The organism is Kitasatospora sp. NPDC096204 (assembly GCF_044763205.1).
Taxonomy (GTDB): Bacteria; Actinomycetota; Actinomycetes; order Streptomycetales; family Streptomycetaceae; genus Kitasatospora.
The window spans coordinates 511,473-531,373 of sequence record NZ_JBIWFT010000001.1 but is presented as its reverse complement, the minus strand read 5'-3'; the positions used below and the strand labels follow the sequence as shown (position 1 = coordinate 531,373).

At 70.1% G+C, this 19,901-nt stretch carries 13 protein-coding genes; 4 read left to right on the top strand and 9 right to left on the bottom strand.

Features of this window, described 5'->3' with window-relative positions:
- Positions 1-37 precede the first annotated feature (37 nt).
- The 6 genes from ACIQ87_RS01775 to ACIQ87_RS01750 all read right to left on the bottom strand — a co-directional run bounded on the left by ACIQ87_RS01775 (position 38) and on the right by ACIQ87_RS01750 (position 7,139).
- Positions 38-1,294 carry a flavin monoamine oxidase family protein gene (locus ACIQ87_RS01775; protein ID WP_402399973.1) on the bottom strand — a complete coding sequence of 419 codons (1,257 nt, stop codon included), beginning with the start codon at positions 1,292-1,294 and terminating at the stop codon, positions 38-40.
- 399 nt (positions 1,295-1,693) lie between these two features.
- Entirely contained in the window at positions 1,694-2,113 is a 420-nt protein-coding gene (locus ACIQ87_RS01770) for a RidA family protein (RefSeq protein WP_402399970.1), read from the bottom strand.
- Between the two features lie 13 nt (positions 2,114-2,126).
- Positions 2,127-2,960, bottom strand: a complete 834-nt coding sequence (locus tag ACIQ87_RS01765) for a phytanoyl-CoA dioxygenase family protein (protein WP_402399968.1) — start codon at positions 2,958-2,960, stop codon at positions 2,127-2,129.
- A 62-nt stretch (positions 2,961-3,022) separates the two neighbouring features.
- On the bottom strand, positions 3,023-4,579 hold the full coding sequence (locus tag ACIQ87_RS01760) for a GMC family oxidoreductase (RefSeq protein WP_402399965.1): 1,557 nt from the start codon (positions 4,577-4,579) through the stop codon (positions 3,023-3,025).
- An 80-nt stretch (positions 4,580-4,659) separates the two neighbouring features.
- Positions 4,660-5,619, bottom strand: coding sequence for an alpha/beta hydrolase (locus ACIQ87_RS01755; protein WP_402399963.1), 960 nt, complete (start codon positions 5,617-5,619; stop codon positions 4,660-4,662).
- Positions 5,616-7,139 (bottom strand): flavin-containing monooxygenase, encoded by a 1,524-nt coding sequence (locus ACIQ87_RS01750; protein ID WP_402399960.1) that lies wholly within the window; start codon positions 7,137-7,139, stop codon positions 5,616-5,618. The genes ACIQ87_RS01755 and ACIQ87_RS01750 overlap by 4 nt, the downstream gene beginning before the upstream one ends.
- Before the next feature lie 189 nt (positions 7,140-7,328).
- Between ACIQ87_RS01750 and ACIQ87_RS01745 the strand changes: the two genes are divergently transcribed.
- Positions 7,329-7,901: a TetR/AcrR family transcriptional regulator gene (locus ACIQ87_RS01745; protein WP_402399958.1), complete on the top strand. Its 573-nt coding sequence runs from the start codon at positions 7,329-7,331 to the stop codon at positions 7,899-7,901.
- A 3-nt stretch (positions 7,902-7,904) separates the two neighbouring features.
- Here the strand turns inward: ACIQ87_RS01745 and ACIQ87_RS01740 are convergent, their stop codons facing one another.
- The 3 genes from ACIQ87_RS01740 to ACIQ87_RS01730 form a co-directional block, all read right to left on the bottom strand.
- A complete protein-coding gene (locus tag ACIQ87_RS01740) occupies positions 7,905-9,452 on the bottom strand; it encodes a long-chain fatty acid--CoA ligase (protein WP_402399955.1) in 1,548 nt (515 codons plus the stop codon).
- A gap of 47 nt (positions 9,453-9,499) precedes the next feature.
- Positions 9,500-10,981, bottom strand: a complete 1,482-nt coding sequence (locus ACIQ87_RS01735; protein WP_402399952.1) for an aldehyde dehydrogenase — start codon at positions 10,979-10,981, stop codon at positions 9,500-9,502.
- Between the two features lie 380 nt (positions 10,982-11,361).
- Positions 11,362-12,693 (bottom strand): NAD(P)/FAD-dependent oxidoreductase, encoded by a 1,332-nt coding sequence (locus ACIQ87_RS01730; protein ID WP_402399949.1) that lies wholly within the window; start codon positions 12,691-12,693, stop codon positions 11,362-11,364.
- Between the two features lie 184 nt (positions 12,694-12,877).
- Here ACIQ87_RS01730 and ACIQ87_RS01725 point away from each other — a divergent pair, with 184 nt between their 5' ends.
- The 3 genes from ACIQ87_RS01725 to ACIQ87_RS01715 all read left to right on the top strand — a co-directional run bounded on the left by ACIQ87_RS01725 (position 12,878) and on the right by ACIQ87_RS01715 (position 19,861).
- Positions 12,878-13,567 (top strand): TetR/AcrR family transcriptional regulator, encoded by a 690-nt coding sequence (locus ACIQ87_RS01725; RefSeq protein WP_402399946.1) that lies wholly within the window; start codon positions 12,878-12,880, stop codon positions 13,565-13,567.
- 134 nt (positions 13,568-13,701) lie between these two features.
- Positions 13,702-16,488, top strand: a complete 2,787-nt coding sequence (locus tag ACIQ87_RS01720) for an aminotransferase class I/II-fold pyridoxal phosphate-dependent enzyme (protein ID WP_402399943.1) — start codon at positions 13,702-13,704, stop codon at positions 16,486-16,488.
- Between the two features lie 655 nt (positions 16,489-17,143).
- Positions 17,144-19,861: an ATP-binding protein gene (locus tag ACIQ87_RS01715; protein ID WP_402399940.1), complete on the top strand. Its 2,718-nt coding sequence runs from the start codon at positions 17,144-17,146 to the stop codon at positions 19,859-19,861.
- Positions 19,862-19,901 lie beyond the last annotated feature (40 nt).

The following is a 19,901-nucleotide window of genomic DNA, read 5'->3' as shown; positions in this document are numbered from 1 at the left end:
GCCAGAGGTCTTGGAGGAGGTCGTCAGCCACGACCGTTCATGATCGCGGTTGTGGTGACGCTCTGTGGCTCTGGCACGGAAAGTGATCCAGAACCCAGAACGGCACCACGCGGCGGTGGCGTCGCACGATGCCGTCCTCGAGCTTCCCGTCGAGCCGGGGGTAGACCGAGAGGAGGTCCCTGGAGAACCGGGCGACGATCTCGTCGTCGGAGAGTTCGAACAGGGCGTCGGCCGAGGCGCCACCGGCGAAGCACGCCAGCGCACCGCCCGGCCTACGCGGCCCCTTCCTTCGCAGGGCGGCGGCGTGGTTGAACACTGCCTGGAAGGAGAGCTGCGGTGTGGACACGCCGAGGAGCCCGTCCCAGGGCTGGGGGCCCTCTTCTTCGGTGAAGAAGCCGACGACCACGTACCGGCCGTAGCGGATGTCGTCGAACGCCTCGCGGTGCGCGCGCGGAAGCTCGGGGAGGATTCGCGTGGCGACGTCGCTGGGCACCGAGACGATGGCGCGTGCGGCGCGGAGCCGTGCCGGACGGCCCGCGACGTCGTAGTCCACGACGACGCCGTCGCCGCTCCTCCGCACGGACCGCACGGTCGAGCCGAGCTGGAGACGGTCGCCGAGGTCCGCGGCGAGGATGTCGGTCAAGGTCTGGTTTCCGCCGACCGGCAGGGCGAAGTTCGGCACCTTCGCCGGGTCCGTCAGAGCGACTCCAATCGACGCCACGAGCTGGGTCGCCGCTGTCTCCTCCGGCTCGCACCCCATCCACTGCGCGGACCAGGCCCTGACCATGGCCCGGGCCACCTCGGAGCGGACGCCGCGAAGGAGGTGCGACGCGGGGCGCCTGTCGAGCCTGGCCCGCACCTTCTTCGCCAGGCGGCTCTCCGACTCCAGGAACGGGACCGCGGCGAGGATTCGGGCACCGACCAACGCCATACCGACCCGGTCCATGACGGTCATGCGGGTGCGGAACATGAGGCCGAGCACGTCGGAGGTGTCGACCGATGCACCATTGAGGACGAGCTCCACCCTCGTGTCGGCCAGGGACCCCATCTCGATGCCGTGCCGGTCGAGGGCGTCGATCAACGGCCCCGTTCCCTCGGTGAACTGGGTGCCGACGTTGATCCAGTAGTCGCCCTTCCGGACCGTCTCGACCCGTCCGCCCGGACGGTCCTCCGACTCGAGCACCCTGACGTCGGTCTTGTCGACGAGGGTGGTGGCCGCCATGAGGCCCGCCATTCCCGCGCCGATCACGACGACGTCGCAGGTCTCCTCGTCCATGTGTTGCACGGCGTTCATGACGCGCGACTCCTCTTACCGTTCTTCGCTGGCGGTTACTGGAAGTACTGAAAGTCGAATTGATGTCGAGAACACTGGGTGACCGAGCGGTCGGAGTCCTCGAAGGTGCTCTCGTCGGCATAGGCGCGGCCCACCCTCGCTTCGACGATGCGGACCGGGACACCGCCGATGACCGAAAGGCAGGAGGAGTCTTCGAGCTCACCTGGCCGCCGGCACGAAGCGGTACGCGGCCGAGCGCGACTGGCTCACCGTCTTCCCATGGCCCTGGTACCCGCCGGACCTCAGCCCGGTCGAAGGCCTCTGGTCTACCCGGCCTTGGGGGAACTTCACGGCAACGGGGAGCCCCCGATTGGCCGGCCGGGGGCTCCCCGCCGCGCAACGATCAGGAAACCACCGCTGTCAGTCGCCGCCGCTGCCGACCACGGCGACAACCCGTATCTCCACCACCAGCTCGGGGAGCGCAAGTTGGCTCACGCCGACCGCGGTCCACGACGGATACAGCTCGGGCAGGTACTCGTCCTTCACCCGGCTGAACACCTCCATGTCCCCGCGGAGGTCGGTGTGGAAGGTCGACAGCTCGACGATGTCGGCCAAGCTCGCTCCCGCGCCCCGGAGGGCGGACTTCACGCCTTCGAACGCGAGCCGGGTCTGGGCCTCCACCCCGTCGGCGGGTGTCAGGGTGGCGGTGTCGATCCCGACCTGTCCCGACACCCAGACCAGGTCGCCGACACGGGTCGCCTGCGAGAAGTGCAGCGCCTCGTAGATCGCCTGAGTCGGGGGCGGGTTGATCAGCTGACGCTTCATGTCGTGGGTACTCATGGCGGGGTCCGTTTCAGATCAGCTTGCGGAAGAGGGGCGAGCGGAACGGGTCCCCCGGGGTGAGCTTCGCCATCTCCTCGACGAAGAGGACGCCGTTGCGGGCGAAGGGGTGCCCCTCCACGTCCGGCAGGGCACGGAACACCGCGTCGTCGCCGAAGAAGCGGAGGACCAGCGTGTGACGGTCCGGGCAGCCGGCGTCGACGGCGGGGCCACTGTGCAGCGAGCGGGGGTGGATCACCACGACGTCGCCGGGCTCGGTCGCCCACGAGGCCACGTCGTAGGCGTCGGGGTCGAGCGCGCGCTCGGCTTCCACGTCCGGCAGGCGGGGCAGGGAACCGTCGCCGAAGAGCGGCTCGGTCGGGTCGTCGGGGTTCGCGAAGGTGGTGCCGTCGTACTGGGCACCCTGGTGGGAGCCGCGCACGACCTCCAGCGAGTACTGCTTGGAAAGCGGCTGGAACGTGATCCACGCGTTTCCCCAGTGCTCGCCGGCCCACGGCAGGTAGGCGGTGTCCTGGTGCCAGGCGCTGCGGCCGCCCTTTCCTCCGGCCTTGAGGAACACCTCCTCGGCGAAGTACCAGACGTTCTCCGAGCCCCACAGCTCGGCGAACAGCCGGCCGAAGGGCAGCGAGGACACCAGATCGTCCAGCCGGTCCTTGGCGAGCGGGTTGGCGTTGTCGACGAGCGACTGCTGCTCAGTCCCGTCGAGGAGCTGAGACGCGAGCGGCGACGGGTTGGCCACGGCCCAGTCGAACGCCTCGCGGCACCTGGCCAGTTGACCTTCGTCGAGACAGCCCTTGATCAGGGCGGCACCGTCGTTCCGGAACGCGTCCCGCACCGACTTGTCCATGGGTGGTCCTTTCTCGTAGCGGTAGTCGTGCGAACGGTGGAGGCGACCCGGAGGATCGCCGGTCACACGACTCCCTTGATGAGGTCGGCCGCCTTCTCGGCGGCCATGATCGTGGGCGCGTTGGTGTTGCCGCGCGGTACCGTCGGGAAGACGGAGGCGTCGACGACCCGCAGGGCCGCCACGTCGTACACGCGCAGTTCGGGGTCGACGACCGAGCCGATGGCGCAGGTCGACGTCGGGTGGTACAGCGTCTGGCCGATCCGCTGCGCCCAGTCGAGGATGTCGGCGTCGGAGGAACCGGGGGCCGGCACCTCGAACGGTCCCGTGACGGCATCGGTCACCGCCTGCTGCGCGGCGATGTCCAGGGCGATCCGGACCCCGACGACGATGCACTCCTGGTCCTGCGGCGTCACCAGGTAGTTGTGCACGATCCGGGGCGCGGCGTCCGGGCGGGGCGAGCGCAGGGTCACCGCGCCGCGGCTGGTCGGGGCGAGCACACACGGGCCGAAGGCGAAGCCGTGCTCGGGGGCCGCGCCGAGCCCCTCCTGGTTGAAGAGCACGGGCGCGGCGTGGAACTGCACGTCGGGGGCGTCCAGTTCGGGACGGCTGCGGAAGAATCCGCCGGCCTCGCCGATGTTGGACGTCAACGGGCCGCGCCCCTCGCTCTGCAGCAGCGCGGCGTTCGAAGCGGTGGCCGCGCTGATCAGCGACTCGGCGCCGGTGCGGAAGTTCAGCATCGCCATGTAGTGGTCCTGCAGGCCCTGGCCGACCGGGAGGTCCCGCACGACGTCGATGCCGAAGGCGGCCAGGTCGGCGGCGGGGCCGATCCCGGACAGCATCAGCAGCTTCGGGGATTCGTACGCGCCGGCCGACAGGATCACCTCGCGCTCGGCGCGAACCACCTCGACGGCGCCGCCGCGGTCCACCTCCACGCCCGCCGCCCGGCCGTTCTCGATCACCACGCGGCGGGCGAGGACCGAAGGCAACACGGTGAGGTTCGGACGGTCGAGGGCGGGGTGCAGGTAGGCGACGGCCGCGCTGCAGCGCAGGCCGCCCCGCTGCGTCAGCTGGTAGCGCCCGACGCCGAACTGGTCCTCGCCGTTGAAGTCGTCGTTCGCCTTGTACCCGGCCTGCTGGGCGGCCTGCACGAAGATCGAGGAGAGCGGATGCCCCGACCTTCCCTCGCTGACCGTCAACGGCCCGCCCGCACCGTGGAAGTGGTCCTCGCCACGCTCGTTGTCCTCGGCGCGCTTGAAGTACGGGAGCACCTCGTCGTACGACCAGCCGGTCGCCCCTGCCGCGGCCCAGCCGTCGTAGTCGGCACGGCTGCCGCGGATGTAGATCATCGCGTTGGTCGAGCTGCAGCCGCCGAACACCTTGCCCCGGGGCAGGTAGGCCCGCCGCCCGCCGATGCCCGGTTCCGGGTCGGTGTCCAGGTCCCAGTCGAGGCCGGACTTGAACAACTGGGGGAAGGCGGCCGGGATGTGGATCTCCTGAGCCGTGTCGGGGCCACCGGCCTCGATCAGGGCCACCCGGACCTCGGGGTCCTCCGACAGCCGCGCCGCGAGGACACAGCCTGCGGATCCGGCGCCGACGATGACGTAGTCGTACATGATCATCCAGTCCGTTGAACGAAGAATGCGTGGTGGCGAACGACGTTGCGGTGAAAGAAGATCGGGAGCCCAGGACCGCACGGGTCCTACACCCGGGGAGCCCGGGGAGCCTCGTGCCGCACCCGAGGCGGGGGTGTCCGGGCCGGATTCAGGGTGCGGGTGAGAAAGGCGAGCTGGTCGGCCAGCACCCGCTGCTGCCCCGGCCCGGCGTACACGTCCAGGTGGTCGACGGGGTACTCGCGCAACTGCGCCCACCGACCCGCCTTGCGGGCGGTCCGGCGTGCCGCATCGGGCGGTGCGATGCGGTCGTGCGTACCGACCTGGACCAGGATCGGGCACGCCAGGCGTCCGACGAAGGTCGTGGGCCGGTTCAACCCGACCTTCAGCGCCGCGCGGGCGCACACCTCGTTGCGGAAGGCCGGCCCGGCGAACGAGGCGCAGAGCTCCTCCGCGCGTGGCACGCTCATCATCGCCAGGCCACCGGGCTCCCCGACGACGGGCACGTGGTGCGCAGCTCGCGCGGTGAGCGCGCGAGCTGCGTCACGCAATCCATGACCGGCCAGCCGCAACAACCGGCCGACCCCGGCGTGGCGTACGACCTGCGCCAAGGAGGCGATGCCGTCGGTCACGGGAGTCAGCGAGACGACCGCGGCGACACGGGCGTCCTGTGCCGCGACCACGAGGGCGTGACCGCCCGCGTACGACACCCCCCACACCGCGATCCGGTCCGGATCGACGCCCGGCAGGCGCCGCGCGGCCGCGAGGGCCGCGTGGTAGTCCTGCCGCTGGCGGCGGACCGAGACGTCCTGGCGGGGTGCGCCCCCGGAGTTCCCGAAGCCTCGGTAGTCGAAGGCGAGCACGTCGATGCCGGCGTCGGCGAAGGGCTCGGCGTAGTTCAGCAGGCCGCTGTCGCGGGTGCCGCCGAAGCCGTGCGCCATGACCACACAGGGCCGCCCCGCCGGACCGGCCAAGACGTCCGTGGTGGCCGGCACGTGCCAGGCGGCGCAGCTGACGCCGTGACTGGTGAACGTGATGTCGTGCTTCATCGCGTTCCCCTCGGTCGGGAGGCCGACGGCACTGGCCCGGCGGCGGTGAACCTCAGTGCCGAATCGTCGACGGGGCCCTCGCGCAGCCGCTTGACGTCCTTCTCGTAAGCCATCTCGACGGTCCAGGGGCCGCTGGTCCCCGCGCGCGGGAACGCCCCGATGCCCCGCCGGACGTAGTTCGAGGCCAGGTCCATGTACGGCACCCGCTCCACGGACGGATCGTCCAGCACCGGTTCGACGGTGGCGTAGTCGTGGGAGTCCATGTAGTCGAGCAGTCGGCACAAGTGTTCGCTGACCAGGTCGACCTTGAGCGTCCAGGAGAGGTTCGTGTAGCCGAGGGCGAACACGAGGTTCGGCACGCCGGAGAGCATCATCGCCTTGTACGACGTCGTCGCAGACGGATCGACGTGCCGGCCGTCGACACTCAACCTGATCTTGCCGAAGGGCGACATGATGAGCCCGGTCGCGGTCACGATGAGATCCGCGGCCAGCTCCTGGCCCGACTTCAGCAGGATGCCCGTCTTCGTGAACCGTTCGATGTGGTCGGTGACCACGGAGGCCCGGCCGGCGGAGAGCGCCTTGAACAGATCGCCGTCGGGCACCACGCACAGCCGCTGCTCCCACGGGTTGTAACGAGGGGTGAAGTGGGTGTCGACGTCGTAGTGCCGGGGCAGTTGGCGGCGCACGTTGGCGATCAGCAGCCTGCGCATCAGCTTCGGGGCACGCAGGGACGCCTTGTGGACCCCGCGCGTGAGGAGGATGTTCTTGCGCCGGACGGCCTTGTGTGCGCGCTCGTGGCCGAGGATTCGCCTGAGCGCGTTGGCGATCTTGTCCTCGGCGGGTGAGGAGAAGATGTAGCCCGGCGAGCGCTGGAGCATCGTGACGTGCCCGGCCGTGCGGGCCATCGACGGGATCAGTGTGACCGCCGTGGCACCACTGCCGATCACGATTACCTGCTTGCCCGTGTAGTCCAGGTCCTCCGGCCAGTGTTGGGGATGGACCACCTGGCCCTCGAAGTCCTCGACGCCGGTGAACTCCGGTGTGAAGCCGGCGTCGTGGTCGTACATGCCGGTGCCCAGGAAGAGGAAGCGTGCGGTGAACTCTGCCGCCTCACCCGTGGGGCAGTGGCGGGCGGTGACGGTCCACCGTCCTCGTGCCGAGGAGAACTCCGCGCTGAGCACCCGGTATCCGAAGCGGATGGTCTCGGTCAGCCCGTGCTCGGCGACGGTCTGTTGCAGGTAGTCCAGGATGATGTGCCCGTCGGCGATCGACTTGCGGTGAGTCCAGGGCTTGAAACCGAAGCCGAAGGTGGGCATGTCCGAGTCCGAACGGATGCCGGGATACCTGAACAGGTCCCAGGTGCCGCCGATGGATTCGCGTGCCTCGAGGATCGCGAACGACTTCAAGGGGTGGAGGGTTCTGAGGTGCGAGGCCGCCCCGATTCCCGAGATGCCGGCGCCGATGATCAGCACATCGACGTCCGCGGGGGGTGACGTCCTGCCGGTGGTCGTGATCTGCACGTGCGGCTCCCGCCCAGAGTGTCGAACTATCAAAGTCGACTCGACTTCGAGTTTAGAAGGGATTCAAGTACTGTCAATGCCTTCGACAGGCCGGACGATCGAGTGGCGCTGATACGATCTCGAATCGTGTTCGAGATGAAATCGTCAGCATCGACAACCCGTCGCCCACGCGGGGCACAGCGCCGTGGGATGGAGCGCAGACGAGCGATCCTCGATGCCGCCGAGGCGCTGCTCGGCGAGCAGGGTTACGAGGCCGCCACGCTCAAGGCGATCGGCGAACGGGCGGGCATTCCGACCGCCTCGGTCTACCACTACTTCTCCGACCGGCACGAGGTCGACACCGAGCTCATGCGGGACCATGTGCGCGAGATGGACGCGCTCATCAGTACGGAGCTGGCCACACCCGGGCCCCGCACGCTTCGAGACGCCGTCGAGGGCGTCATCGACCTCATGCGCGACTTCTTCCGCCGGCGCCCGAGCTGCGTCGAGCTGTGGTTCGCGATGGGCCATCGGGCCCTGGAAGAGCTCGTCCGCAGCTTCGACGAGTCGCAGGCGGACAGGTTCTGGCACTTCCTCGTCGGGAGGAGGCTGATCGCCGCCGACACCCCGCAACTCGTCGTGCGGCTCGCCTGGGCAGCTGGCTACCAGCTCTTCGAGGTGGCGTTCCGGAACACTCCGGGCGGCGACGACGAGGTGATCGAGGAAGCCCGACGCCTCGTCGCCGCCTACCTGTCCTCCTACGCGGCTGATGCCGACAGGTGACGCTCAGGTGAGCTCACGCTTGAGGATCTTTCCGGTGGCGGTCATCGGCAGGTTCTGAACGATCTCCACGATGCGCGGGTACTTGTGGCCGGCCATCTGCTCCCTGCCCCAGGCGACGAGCGCGGCGGGCGTGGCCTCGGCGCCCGGCGCGAGGATGACGAACGCCTTGATCTCCTCGCCGTGACTGTCGTGCGGCACGCCGACCACGGCGGCGAGGCTGACGGCCGGATGCGTCATGAGCACTTCCTCGACCTCGCGGGGGTAGACGTTGAAACCGCCGCGGATGATGAGGTCCTTGGAGCGGTCGACGATGTAGTAGTGGCCGTCCTCGTCCCTGCGGGCCAGGTCCCCGGTGCGGAACCAGCCGTCCCTGATCGCCTCGGCCGTCGCTTCGGGACGGCCGTAGTAGCCCTTCATCACGTTGTGGCCCTTGACGGCGATCTCACCGACGGCACCGGCCTCCGTGACCTCGGTCCAGTCCGGGTGGATCAGCTTCAGTTCCACACCCCAGATCGGAACGCCTATCGAACCGGGACGCGGCTCGCGCTCGCTGTCGCTGAACGTGGCCACCGGGCTCGTCTCGGACAGGCCGTACCCCTCCAGAACCGTGACGTTCAGGCGTTCCTCGATCTGCTTCAGGAGCTCTACCGGCAGCGCGGCGCCGCCGGAGATGCCCACCCGGAGGTTGCGGGCGATGCGCTCCACGTCGATGCCGTCGGTCAGCGCCCCGAGAAGGCCCCACCACATCGTCGGTACACCGGCGAAGAAGGTGATCTCCTCGCGGTTCATGAGCTGGACGACCTGCCGCGCGTCGAAGCGCGGCACGAGGTGGAGCGTGGCAGCCGTGGAGAAGCCCGCGTGCATCTGCACGGTCGCGCCGAAGGTGTGGAACAGCGGCAGACAGAGCAGATGGCTGTCGGTGGCCGGCCTGCTCGTGAAGAGCCGGTTGACGGCCAGGGTGTTCATCATCGTGTTGGCGTGGGAGAGTTCGGCCCCCTTCGCCGTCCCGGTGGTGCCGGAGGTGTAGAGGATGATCGCGGTGTCGGTGGCCTCGGTCGGCACGGTCTCGAAACGGGTGCTGCGGCCGGCGGTCGCCCGGGCGAACGTCTCCGCGCCGGCGATCGGGCTCGCCGCCGCCGGATCGGCGGTGATGAGGAAGAAGTGCTCGACGCCGTCGACGGCGGTGAAGGCGGCGAAGCCCTCGGTTCCCATCGGCAGCTCCGGCGTGCCTTCGAAGCAGAAGTACGCGACGACGTCGGCATCCTTGAGGTGATAGGTGATCTCGCGGCTCTTGAGGAGCACGTTCAGCGGCACCACGACGGCGCCGGCCTTGAGGATCCCGTAGTAGACGACCGGGAACCACGGCAGGTTCGGGCAGCTGAGCGCCACCTTGTCACCGGGCCGGACGCCCCGTTCGACGAGCAGGTTCGCAACCTGGTTGGCTGCCTCGTCAACCTGACGGTAGGTGAGGCGGTTCGACCCGAGCACGAGCGCGTCCCGCGCCGGGTGCCTGCGGGCAGAGTCCTCGAGGAGGACGGAGAGGTTCAGCATGGTGTTCTTCCGGTGCGGAGGAGACGTGGCCCGCGGCGGCCGCTCGGTCACACGTAGATGGACTTGGTTTCCAGGTGGGCGGCGAGGGCTTCCGGCCCCAGGTCGCGGCCGATGCCGCTGGCCTTGACCCCGCCGAAGGGGGCCGCGGCGTCGGGCAGGTAGCGGTTCACGCCCACGGTGCCCGTCCGCACGCGCCTCGCCATCTCCCGGCCGCGCTCCGGGTCCCCGGTCCAGATCGCTCCACCGAGTCCGTAGGCCGAATCGTTGGCGATGCGCACCGCGTCGTCCTCGTCCTCGTAGGCGATGACCGACAGCACCGGGCCGAAGATCTCCTCCTGGGCGATGGTCGACGCGTTGTCGACATCGGCGAAGACGGTCGGCTCCACGAACCAGCCCTTCGGCCGGGATGCCGGGCGTCCGCCGCCCACGGTGATCCGCGCACCCTCCGCCTTCCCCTTGGCGATGTAGCCCTCGACCCGGTCGCGATGCTTCGCTGTGGCCATCGGGCCGATCTGCGTCGACGGGTCCAGGGCGTCTCCGACCGTCACGGATCCGGCGAGCGCGGAGATCGCGTCGACGACCTCGTCGTAGCGGGAGCGCGGAGCGAGGATGCGGCTGGTGAGGAAGCAGGTCTGCCCGTTGTTCAGCAGACACGTGGTGAACAGGGCCTCACCGATCCTGGCCAGGTCGAGATCGACGTCGTCGAGGAAGATCGCCGCCGACTTGCCTCCGAGTTCCAGAGTCACCGGACGCAGCAGGCGTCCGCAGACCTCGCCGATCGCCCGGCCCACGGCGGTCGATCCGGTGAAGGTCACCTTGTCGATGCCGGGGTGGCTGACCAGGTACGCCCCGACGGCGCCGCCCGCAGGCACGATGTTGACTGTCCCGGGCGGCAGGCCGGCCGCCCGGGCGGCCTCGGCGAAGAGGTAGGAGTCCAGCACGGTCTCCGGAGAGGGCTTGAGGACCACGGTGCAGCCGGCCGCCAGGGCCGGTCCGACCTTCCAGGCGGTCAGCGCCTGGGGGAAGTTCCACGGGACGATCGCTGCCAGTACGCCGATCGGACGGCGCTCGATGAGCGTGTCGCCGGCTCCGAGGAAGCCGGGACGGCGCTCCTCGTACGCCGTCGTGACGGCGAGGCGTGCGTAGTACCGGAAGACCGCCGACGGGTAGTTGATCTCCAGTTGCCCGGCCACGGCCAAGGGCATGCCGTTCTGGCTGGACACGGCCGTGGCGATGGCCTCCTGGCGGGCGTCGAGCTCGTCGGCCAGGCGGTTCAGGGCGTCGGCGCGCTGGTGCGGGGTGTAGCCGCCCCAGCCGTCGGCGCTGTCGAACGACCTCCGCGCGGCGATGACCGCGGCGTCGACGTCCGCCTGCGTGCCCTCGGGCGCCCGGCCGACGACCTCCTCGGTGCTGGGGTTGATGACGGTGATCGTGTCGGTCCCACGGGGGGCGACGAACTCGCCGCCGATGAAGAACGTGCCGTACTCGTGCACCTCGATGTGCTCCTCTGCTGCGCCGGAACAGGCCAAGAGTCAAAGTCGATTCGATGTCGAGTATGTGCCCGGGGCCAGGTCGCGTCAACGGCTTGGAAATGCCGATTTACAACTCGACTTGAGTTCGTGTCAGGCCCTCTTCGAGCCGGGCGGGCTTCGCCGGGCCATCGAGGATGCCGCGCCGGTCGTCCTCGGCGCCGGCCCCTACATCCGCACATCGGAGCCGGCTGCGCCACCCGGGAGAACGGGCGGCGCGTCCACCCGCTCTCGCGGCGACAGCCGGGTCGCCGCCGTGCCCACCGGCGGTCCGAGACGCGCAAACGGCCCGCCGGTGAACCGGCGGACCGTCGCGAACGTATCGATGGCTGCCGCAGCGGGTGTTCGACCCCGGCCGGGCGCACTCTCGGTTCCCCTCGTCAGTTCCTCTTGGCGTGGCGCCGACTGCCGTTGAACCGGTCGGCGATGCGGTCCATGAGCCAGACGGCACGGAGGCCGACCCGGGTCATCGGCGGCGAGGGGAAGAACCTGGGCTTCGTGCGCCACAGGGCGAGCAGGTCCTCGTGCGGAGCGTCACCGGCGATGCGGTCGGCGATCAGCTGCCCGAGGTAGGGGGCTTGCCCCAGACCGTGCCCATTGCAGCCGATCGAGTAGTAGACGGTGTCGGTGACCTGGCCGGCCACGGGCAGCCAGCTGGGCGTGACCGCCACCCAGCCGCCCCACGCGCGCTCGAATTCGACGTCCGCGAGGGAGGGGAAGTGTGCCCTGAACCCGGCCACGAGACCGGCCACCACGGAGTCGTCGGCCGTGCGTCCCGGCGGGAGCGGATACTTTCCGCGCTGCAGCCTGCGCACGCCGGTGACGATCGTATTGCGCGACGTCAGCCGGTAGTTCTGCATGATGGCGTGCTGGGTGACCACCCCGGACCGGCTGGTCCAGCCCAGCGCGGCGAGGCGGGCGGGATCGATCGGTGCGGTCTCGACCTCCGTGACCCAGATCGGTGAGGCGAGTCGCTTCGGCGTGATCCGCAGTTCCCCGCCGAACGCGTTGTTGGACAGCACCACCCGGTTGGCCCGGACCCGGCCGCCGGGGACCGTGACGAGTACGCCGCCCCCGGACGGCTCGACGTGCTCGACACGCGTCTGCTCGAATACGCGCGCGCTCGACGCGAGCAGGGCGCGCCGAACGCCCAGGGTGAACTTCCCCGGGTTCATCATGCCGCCGACGGGTTCGAGGAGCCCGCCGATGAAACCGCGCGGGATCCCGAGCTCCGCACTGGTTCCGACCTCGACGGTCGCGCCGCACCTTGCGAGGATCTCGGCGACCCTGCGGACCCTGCCCATCTGGCCCTTCGACACCGCGACACCGACATTGCCCGTCGGCTCGTAGTCGCACTCGATGTCGAGGCGCTTCATCAGGCTCTCTACGAAGTGGGCGGCGTTCTCGGCGAACCTCACGATGGAGGGCAGGCGCTTGGGATAGAGGATGTTGAGCATCTGGATGTCGCCGCCGGGACCGCCCGCCAGCTGTCCGGCGTTGCGCGAACTCGAACCGTGACCGCAGAACTCCGCCTCCAGCAGAACGACGTCGATGCCTCGTTCGGCCAGGCGCAGGGCGGTCGACATGCCACCGAGGCCGCCGCCGACGACCGCCACATCGCAGGTGATGTCCGCCTTGAGTGCCGGGAGGACGTCGGACGGAGGATCGATCCAGCCGGTGAACGCCGTGTAGTCGATGTCTTTGGTCCTCATCTCACCGTTCCTCGTGCGTCTGCTGCACCGGCGGCGGTGCGGGCGTGGGATCGTCGAATACTCGAACTCGTATCGAGTTTTATTTCCTCCGGGATGCGATGTCAAGGAGTGCGGTCGAGGTCCGGCCGTCCGCTGCTAAAATCCCCATCCGTGATCGACTTGGCTCTTCCGTTCGGGACGTGGCATGGCTAGGCGGAGCGACGGCGGATCGAGCCGCGCCTCGTCGGCGGACTCCGGTTCGGAGATTCGCCAGGCGCCCGCCCGCCCGGAGGCCGTGCTGCAGCGCCGCGGTGTGGCCCGGGTCAAGGCGATCCTGGACGCCGCGGAGGAGATCCTGGTCGAGGGTGGCTACGAAGCCGCCACTCTCAAGGCGATCGGTGAACGGACCGGCATCCCGACGGCTTCCGTGTACCACTACTTCGCCGACCGCTATCAGGTGGACGCGGCCATCATCAGGCGTCACGCCGACGCGCTGATCGTCAGGCTCGATCGCATCGACGGTGAGGACTTCCGGTCGATCTCGGATGTCGTCGTCCTCGTGCTCGATGAGATCGTCGAGCACTTCCGGGCGCATCCGAGCTGTGTCGAGCTCTGGTTCGCCGGTCGCAATGAGGCACTGATCGCCCTCATCCAGGAGTTCGACGACCAGGTCTCCGAGCGCGTGTGGCGGCTGGGAATCGGTCGCGGACTGCTGCGCGCACATGCGTCGCCGCTCGTGATGAGGCTGGCGTTCGAAGCCGGCGGGCACCTCTTCGACATCGCCTTCAAGCGGGACCCGAACGGGGACGAGGTCGTGATGGCGGAGGCGAAGCGGATGGTGAGCGCTTACCTGGAGACGTACGCGGCGACGAACGCGGCTGCTCGAACGGACTGACCGGTGGACTGATCCGGCGCCGGACGGGGGCGAGCTCCGGTCAACGACGCCCCGGCGGACCGGGATGCGTCCGTTCTGGCCCCGCCATAGCATCGCCGTGTACGTCCCGAGCCCAGTTCTAGGGAGTCGAGGCCATGGAACCGTCAACGGCGCCCGGCGAAACCACCACCAGGGGCGAGGCCACCACCCGGAAAGGCGCCGGCCAGGCCCGGCTGGGGCTGGGACTCACCGCCTACAACAGCGTCGCGCAGTTGCAGACCGACCTCTGGTGGTCGATCGCGAACGCCGCGCGCCGGCTCGCGAAGCCCGATCTCGACCCGGCCGAGCAGGCCGAGGCTGAGGCCGTCCTGGAGGAGGATCTCGCGGGTGTCGAGGTGCTGACGCACTACTACAGCCGCCCCGGGCGTCAGGTCGCGGCGGCGCTGCGCGCACTGGCCTCCGAGTCCTACCTCGAGCTCAGCCGGACGGCGGAGCGGATCGGCCGCGGAATGATCGCCGAGATGCCGATCCCGACCGCCGCGGTGACGGGTGCGGAGGAACCGGCCGCGGACGCCGGGTCCGAGGCCGCCGACCGGCGTCCCCGGTTCGACGTGCTGGTGGTCGCCGACCTCTCCGAGGCCGAGGAGGCGAAGGTCCGCAACGGGCTGCGCGCGCTGCGCCGCCGTGAGGACCCGTTCCTCTACGAGCTCGTCACGGTCCCGAGCTTCGTCGACGCGATGGTCGCCATCCTGATCAACCCGGAGATCCAGGCGGTCGTCGTCCGCCCCGACTGCCACGGCCGTTCGAGCGTCGACCTCTCCCTCCTAGACGGGCTGGTACCCCCGGGCGGTGTCGAGGGCTTCGACCACCTCACGGCCGCGGAGCGGGCCGGGGCGATCGCCCGGGCGATCCGGCGGGATCGGCCCGAGCTCGACCTCTACCTGGTCGAGCAGGCCTCGGTCGAGCAGCTCGCGGTCCAGGTCGGGCGTGAGTACGACTCGATCTTCCTGCAGCAGGAGGACGTCCTGGACCTCCACCTGACGATCCTGCGCGGAGTCGGAACGCGGTACCGCACGCCCTTCTACTCGGCCCTGCTGGAGTACGCCCGCAAGCCGACCGGGGTGTTCCACGCGCTGCCGGTCTCCCGGGGCGGTTCGGTCGTCGCCTCGCCGTGGATCCACGACATGTGCGACTTCTACGGGCTGAACATCTTCCTCGCCGAGACCTCCGCGACCGCCGGCGGGCTGGACTCGCTGCTGGAGCCGCACGGCACGATCAAGGAGGCCCAGGACCTGGCCTCGCGCGCCTTCGGCTCGCGGCGCACCTACTTCGTCACCAACGGCACCTCCACCGCCAACAAGATCGTCACCCAGGCGCTGGTGGCACCGGGCGACGTCGTCCTGGTCGACCGCAACTGCCACAAGTCGCACCACTACGCGCAGGTGATGGCCGGCTCCAACGTCGCCTACCTCGACAGCTACTCGATCGACGCGTACGCCATGTACGGCGCGATCCCGCTGTCCGACATCAAGCGCACCCTGCTGACCTACCGTCGCGAGGGTAGGCTCGACCAGGTCACCTTGATCTCGCTCACCAACTGCACCTTCGACGGCGTCGTCTACGACGTCGAACGGGTGATGACCGAGTGCCTCGCGATCAAGCCGGACCTGGCCTTCCTGTGGGACGAGGCCTGGTTCGCGTTCGCCCGCTTCCACCCGGTGTACCGGCGGCGCACCGCGATGGCCACCGCGGAGCGGCTCACCGAACGCCTGCGCACGCCGGAGTACCGGGCCGAGTACGAGCGGCACGCCGAGCGCATCCGCGGCATGACGGACGACGAACTGGCCCACGAGCCACTGCTCCCGGACCCGGACCAGGTGCGGATCCGGGCGTACGCCACCCAGTCGACGCACAAGACCCTGACCGCGCTGCGCCAGGGGTCGGTGATCCACGTCCACGACGAGGACTTCAGCCGGCGGACCGAGGAGGCCTTCCACGAGGCCTACATGACGCACACCTCGACCTCCCCGAACTACCAGGTGCTGGCCTCGCTGGACGTCGGCCGGCGCCAGGTCGAGCTGGAGGGGTACGGGCTGGTGCAGCGCCAGCTCGAACTGGCCATGACCCTGCGCGACCGGATCGCCGAACACCCGCTGCTGTCCAAGTACTTCCGGGTTCTCGGCAGCGGGGACCTGATCCCGGACCGTTACCGGGTGTCGGGCCACGAGGACCCGCTGCGGCTCGGGCCGGTGGCGATGGAAGAGGCGTGGAGCACCGACGAGTTCGTCCTCGACCCCTGCCGGCTGACCATCGAGATCTCGGCGACCGGCATCGACGGGGACACCTTCAAGCACGCGCAGCTGATGGATCGTTGGGGCATCCAGATCAACAAGACCACCCGCAACACGGTGCTGGCGATGACCAACATCGGGACGACCCGCAGCGCCCTCGCTCACCTGCTGCGGGCGCTGATCGGAATCGCGGAGGAGCTGGAGGCCGAGCTCGGCCAGATGTCGCCCGAGCAGAGGCGCGCGTTCGACCTGCGGGCCGACGCCCTCGCCCATGACCACCCACCGCTGCCGGACTTCTCCCGGTTCCACGCGGCCTTCCGCGCCGACCCTGCCGGGGAGGCCGGCGACGGGGACATGCGCAAGGCCTACTACATGGCGTACCGGGAGGAGCTGGGCGAGTTCGTCTCGCCCGCCGAAGCCCGGCGTCGCGTCGAGGCCGGCCTGCCGGTGGTATCGACCATCTTCGTCACCCCGTACCCGCCCGGCTTCCCGATCCTGGTGCCGGGCCAGGAGTTCAGCAAGGACATCCTGGACTTCATGGACGCCCTGGACACCAAGGAGATCCACGGGTTCGACCCGGTGCGGGGCTACCGGGTGTTCGTCGAGTCGGCCCTCGCGGTCGACGGTGACGCGCCCCAGGAGGCCGCGTAGCAGCTGTCGGCTTCAAGGCCGGCCGTCATGTCCGTGTACTCACCCTGCTGTGCCGTCCTTTGCGGACGTGCTCCTCGGCATGGCCGAAGACTGCGGCATCGGTCCGTCGCCTGTTGCTGCGCCACCCCGCGCGGTCCGAGTTCGTGCGCCAGCCGGCAGAGGAAGGCGGACAAGTCCTTCTCCATGAGGAAACGCATCCAAGGAACCGGCCACCCGCCTGCACGGACGGCGGCGCCGGGCCGCCGCCGACGGGAGCGTTGCTCGATCGTGACCGTCCGGTCTGTCACCAGGACCTTGACATCTCGTCATGGCGCGACTCCAAACTCAAATTCGATTCGAACTCGAATCCTGCTCTCGGCCTAGCCACACCGACGGCGGCAGGAGGTCGCCGTGGCATCGCGAACGGCGCCGACGGAAGAACGGAGAGAGCCCCGGCAGTCGACGCCGAGAAGACGATCGGCCGCCTCGCCGAGCTCCGCAGCTGACGGTGAGTCAGGAGGTGGGCATCGGAGCGGTGCCGACGATGTTCGCATTCTCCTTCGGGCCAGGACGAGTCATCGCCACGCTGCGGTGACATCCCATGGCATCAGTTCGGCGCAGTAGCATGAGCGTTCGGGTGTGTCCGCCCCCCAGTGATCCGAGTGGCTGGAGGAACGTGGAGCTCGTCGGCCGACAGAAGCAGGTGGACCTGCTGGCCCGTCTATTGTCCGAGTCGCGGAGCCGGGGCAATGCCGTGCTGGTCCGTGGTCCGGCCGGAATCGGGAAGACGGCCCTGCTCGCCGAAGCCGCCGTCCTCGCCGAAGCCTCGGGGTACCGGGTGTTACGCACCAGCGGCGTCGAGGCCGAGAGCGAGATCCCGTACGCCGGCCTGCAGATGCTCCTGCACCCACTGGCCGCCGGGACGCCGGAGCTCACGGCGCCGCACCGACAGGCGTTGGACGCCGCCCGGGGTCGCACCGAGGCCGACATCCCGAACGTCTTCCTGGTCGGCCTGGCGGCCCTCAACCTGATCGCGGACGCCGCCGCGGTCGCCCCGGTGCTGCTGCTCGCCGACGACGTGCAGTGGCTCGACGACGCCACCGTCAGCATCCTGGCGTTCATGGCGCGCCGGGTCGGCACCGAGCCGGTGGTCATGGTGGGAGCCGCACGCGACGGTTACCGATCGCGCCTGAACCCCGACGAGATGACCACCGTGCAGCTCGAGCCGCTGTCCGACGACGAGGCGACGGTGCTGCTCGCGGACCGGGCTCCGCACCTGCGGCCGACCGCCCACCGGCGACTGCTGGCCGCCGCGGCCGGCAATCCGCTGGCGTTGACCGAACTGTCGCGCGCGGTGGGCGCATCCGGCAGTCCGCAGCTCGCCGAGATCCCGCTCACCGAGCGACTCGAGCGCGCCTTCACCGATCGGCTCAGAACGTTGCCGGAGGTCACCCGCAGCCTGCTCCAGATCGCCGCCCTGGACGACGCTTCCTCACTTCCGGAGCTGTACAGCGCGGCCCGGGTGCTCACGGGCTCGGCCGTCGGGGCGGCGGACCTGGAGCCGGCCGTCCGGGCCCGTCTGGTCGAAGTCGTCGCGACCGAGCTCCGCTTCGGGCATCCGCTGATGCGCTCGGCGATTCAGCAGGCGATGGCGGCCGAGGTCCGCAACGCCGCGCACACCGCGCTCGCCTCGGTACTCGACGGCCACCCGGACCGGCAGGTGCGTCACCGTGCCGCCGCGACCGGGACCCCCGACGAGGCCATCGCCGCCGCGCTGCAGGATGCGGCGCGACGGGCAGCCCGCCGCGGCGGCATCGCTGCGGCGGTCACCGCACTGGAACAGGCCGCAGCCCTCAGTGAGGACGCCGACCGGCGTGCCGAACGTCTGCTGCTGGCGGCCGATTTCGCCGCCGAACTCGGCCGGCCGGAGACCGTTACCAGACTACTGGACCACGCCCTGACCGGGCGGTTGTCCAGGCAGCAGCACGCCAGGACGGTGTGGCTGCGCGGCAGCTGCGACGAAGGGCTCCACAGCCACTCCTCCGGCGCCCTCTCGCTCACCGCCCTGGCGGAGGAGATGGCGGCCGAGGATCCGGTGCTCGCGCTGCGGATCCTGTGGAGCGCGGCCCAGCTCTGCTTCTGGTCCGCCCCGGGCCCCGAGGCCCGGCGCGAGATCCTGGCGGCCGTCGAGCGCATGGTGACGGACGAACTCGATCCGTGGCGGCTGGCCATCTGCGCCTACGCGGCGCCGGTCGAACGCGGCGCGTACGTCCTGGACCGGGCCCGGGACGTCGTCCTGCGGGAGGGCGACGACGGGCGCGCCTACCGGATGCTGAGCACGGCGGCCCTGCTCGCCGGTGACTTCGGCCTGGCCCGGTCCTTCTCGGAGGCCGGCAGCGCGGGGCTGCGCGCCCAGGGGCGCCTGGGGCTGCTGGCCCGCACGGTCGGCGCGGACGCGTGGAGTGCCCTGGTCACCGGCGACCTCGGCGCCGCGATCACGGCGACCGAGGAGTCCCGGCGGCTGGCGCGCGAGACCAGCCAGACCATGATGTACGCCCTGATGACCGCCACGGCCGCCAAACTCGCGGCGCTGCGCGGCGAGCAGGACGACGCCCTGCTGCTCGCCGAGGCGGCCGAGGAGATCGGCCTGCCGGTCGGGGCGCGTCCGGTGCTGGCGACCGCGGCGATGGCGCGCGGTCTTGCCGCTTTGGGCCAGGGCCGGTTCGAGGAGGCTTACGGACACTTCCGGCGGCTGCACGATCCGGCGGACCCGGCGTTCCAGGTCGCGCTACGGCTGACCACCCTCGGCGACCTGGTCGACGCCGCGACGCACTGCGGACGCACGGAGGCGGTGCTGCCTGTCGTGGCGGAACTCGAGGCGGTCGCCGAACTGACGCCGGCGCCGGCCCTGCACGCCGATCTGCGCCTGGTCCGGGCCCTGGTGGCGGCCGACGGCGACGCCGAGCCGCTCTTCGAGGCCGCGCTGGGCACCGACCTCAGCGCCCTGCCGCTGGTCCGGGCCCGTACGCACCTGGCCTTCGGCGAGTGGCTGCGGCGGCGCCGCCGCAGCGTCGAGTCCAGGGAGCACCTGCGCACCGCCCGCGACATGTTCGACGCGCTCGGTGCGATTCCCTGGGGGGAGAAGGCACGCCGGGAGCTGCGGGCGGCCGGTGAGACCAGTCGCGGCCGGGCTCCGGACGCCCGCGACCGGCTGACCCCGCACGAGCTGCAGATCGTGCGGCTGGCCGCCGACGGCCTGACCAACCGTGAGATCGGCCAGCGGCTCTACCTGTCGCACCGGACGGTCAGCTCGCACCTGCACCGGATCTTCCCCAAGCTCGGCGTCGTCTCGCGCACCGAGCTGCGAAACGCGGTGGCCGGCGCCTTGCGTTGATCCGACGTCACATGACGCTCGATCACCCGGTCGTCATCCG

Excerpts from the sequence above, each read along its gene's own strand:
- ACIQ87_RS01725 (WP_402399946.1), top strand. The coding sequence starts at position 12,878 with ATGGCTAGGCGGAGCGACGGCGGATCGAGCCGCGCCTCGTCGGCGGAC.
- ACIQ87_RS01765 (WP_402399968.1), bottom strand. The coding sequence starts at position 2,960 with ATGGACAAGTCGGTGCGGGACGCGTTCCGGAACGACGGTGCCGCCCTG.
- ACIQ87_RS01775 (WP_402399973.1), bottom strand. The coding sequence starts at position 1,294 with ATGAACGCCGTGCAACACATGGACGAGGAGACCTGCGACGTCGTCGTG.
- ACIQ87_RS01760 (WP_402399965.1), bottom strand. The coding sequence starts at position 4,579 with ATGATCATGTACGACTACGTCATCGTCGGCGCCGGATCCGCAGGCTGT.
- ACIQ87_RS01755 (WP_402399963.1), bottom strand. The coding sequence starts at position 5,619 with ATGAAGCACGACATCACGTTCACCAGTCACGGCGTCAGCTGCGCCGCC.
- ACIQ87_RS01745 (WP_402399958.1), top strand. The coding sequence starts at position 7,329 with ATGGAGCGCAGACGAGCGATCCTCGATGCCGCCGAGGCGCTGCTCGGC.
- ACIQ87_RS01730 (WP_402399949.1), bottom strand. The coding sequence starts at position 12,693 with ATGAGGACCAAAGACATCGACTACACGGCGTTCACCGGCTGGATCGAT.
- ACIQ87_RS01720 (WP_402399943.1), top strand. The coding sequence starts at position 13,702 with ATGGAACCGTCAACGGCGCCCGGCGAAACCACCACCAGGGGCGAGGCC.
- ACIQ87_RS01740 (WP_402399955.1), bottom strand. The coding sequence starts at position 9,452 with ATGCTGAACCTCTCCGTCCTCCTCGAGGACTCTGCCCGCAGGCACCCG.
- ACIQ87_RS01770 (WP_402399970.1), bottom strand. The coding sequence starts at position 2,113 with ATGAGTACCCACGACATGAAGCGTCAGCTGATCAACCCGCCCCCGACT.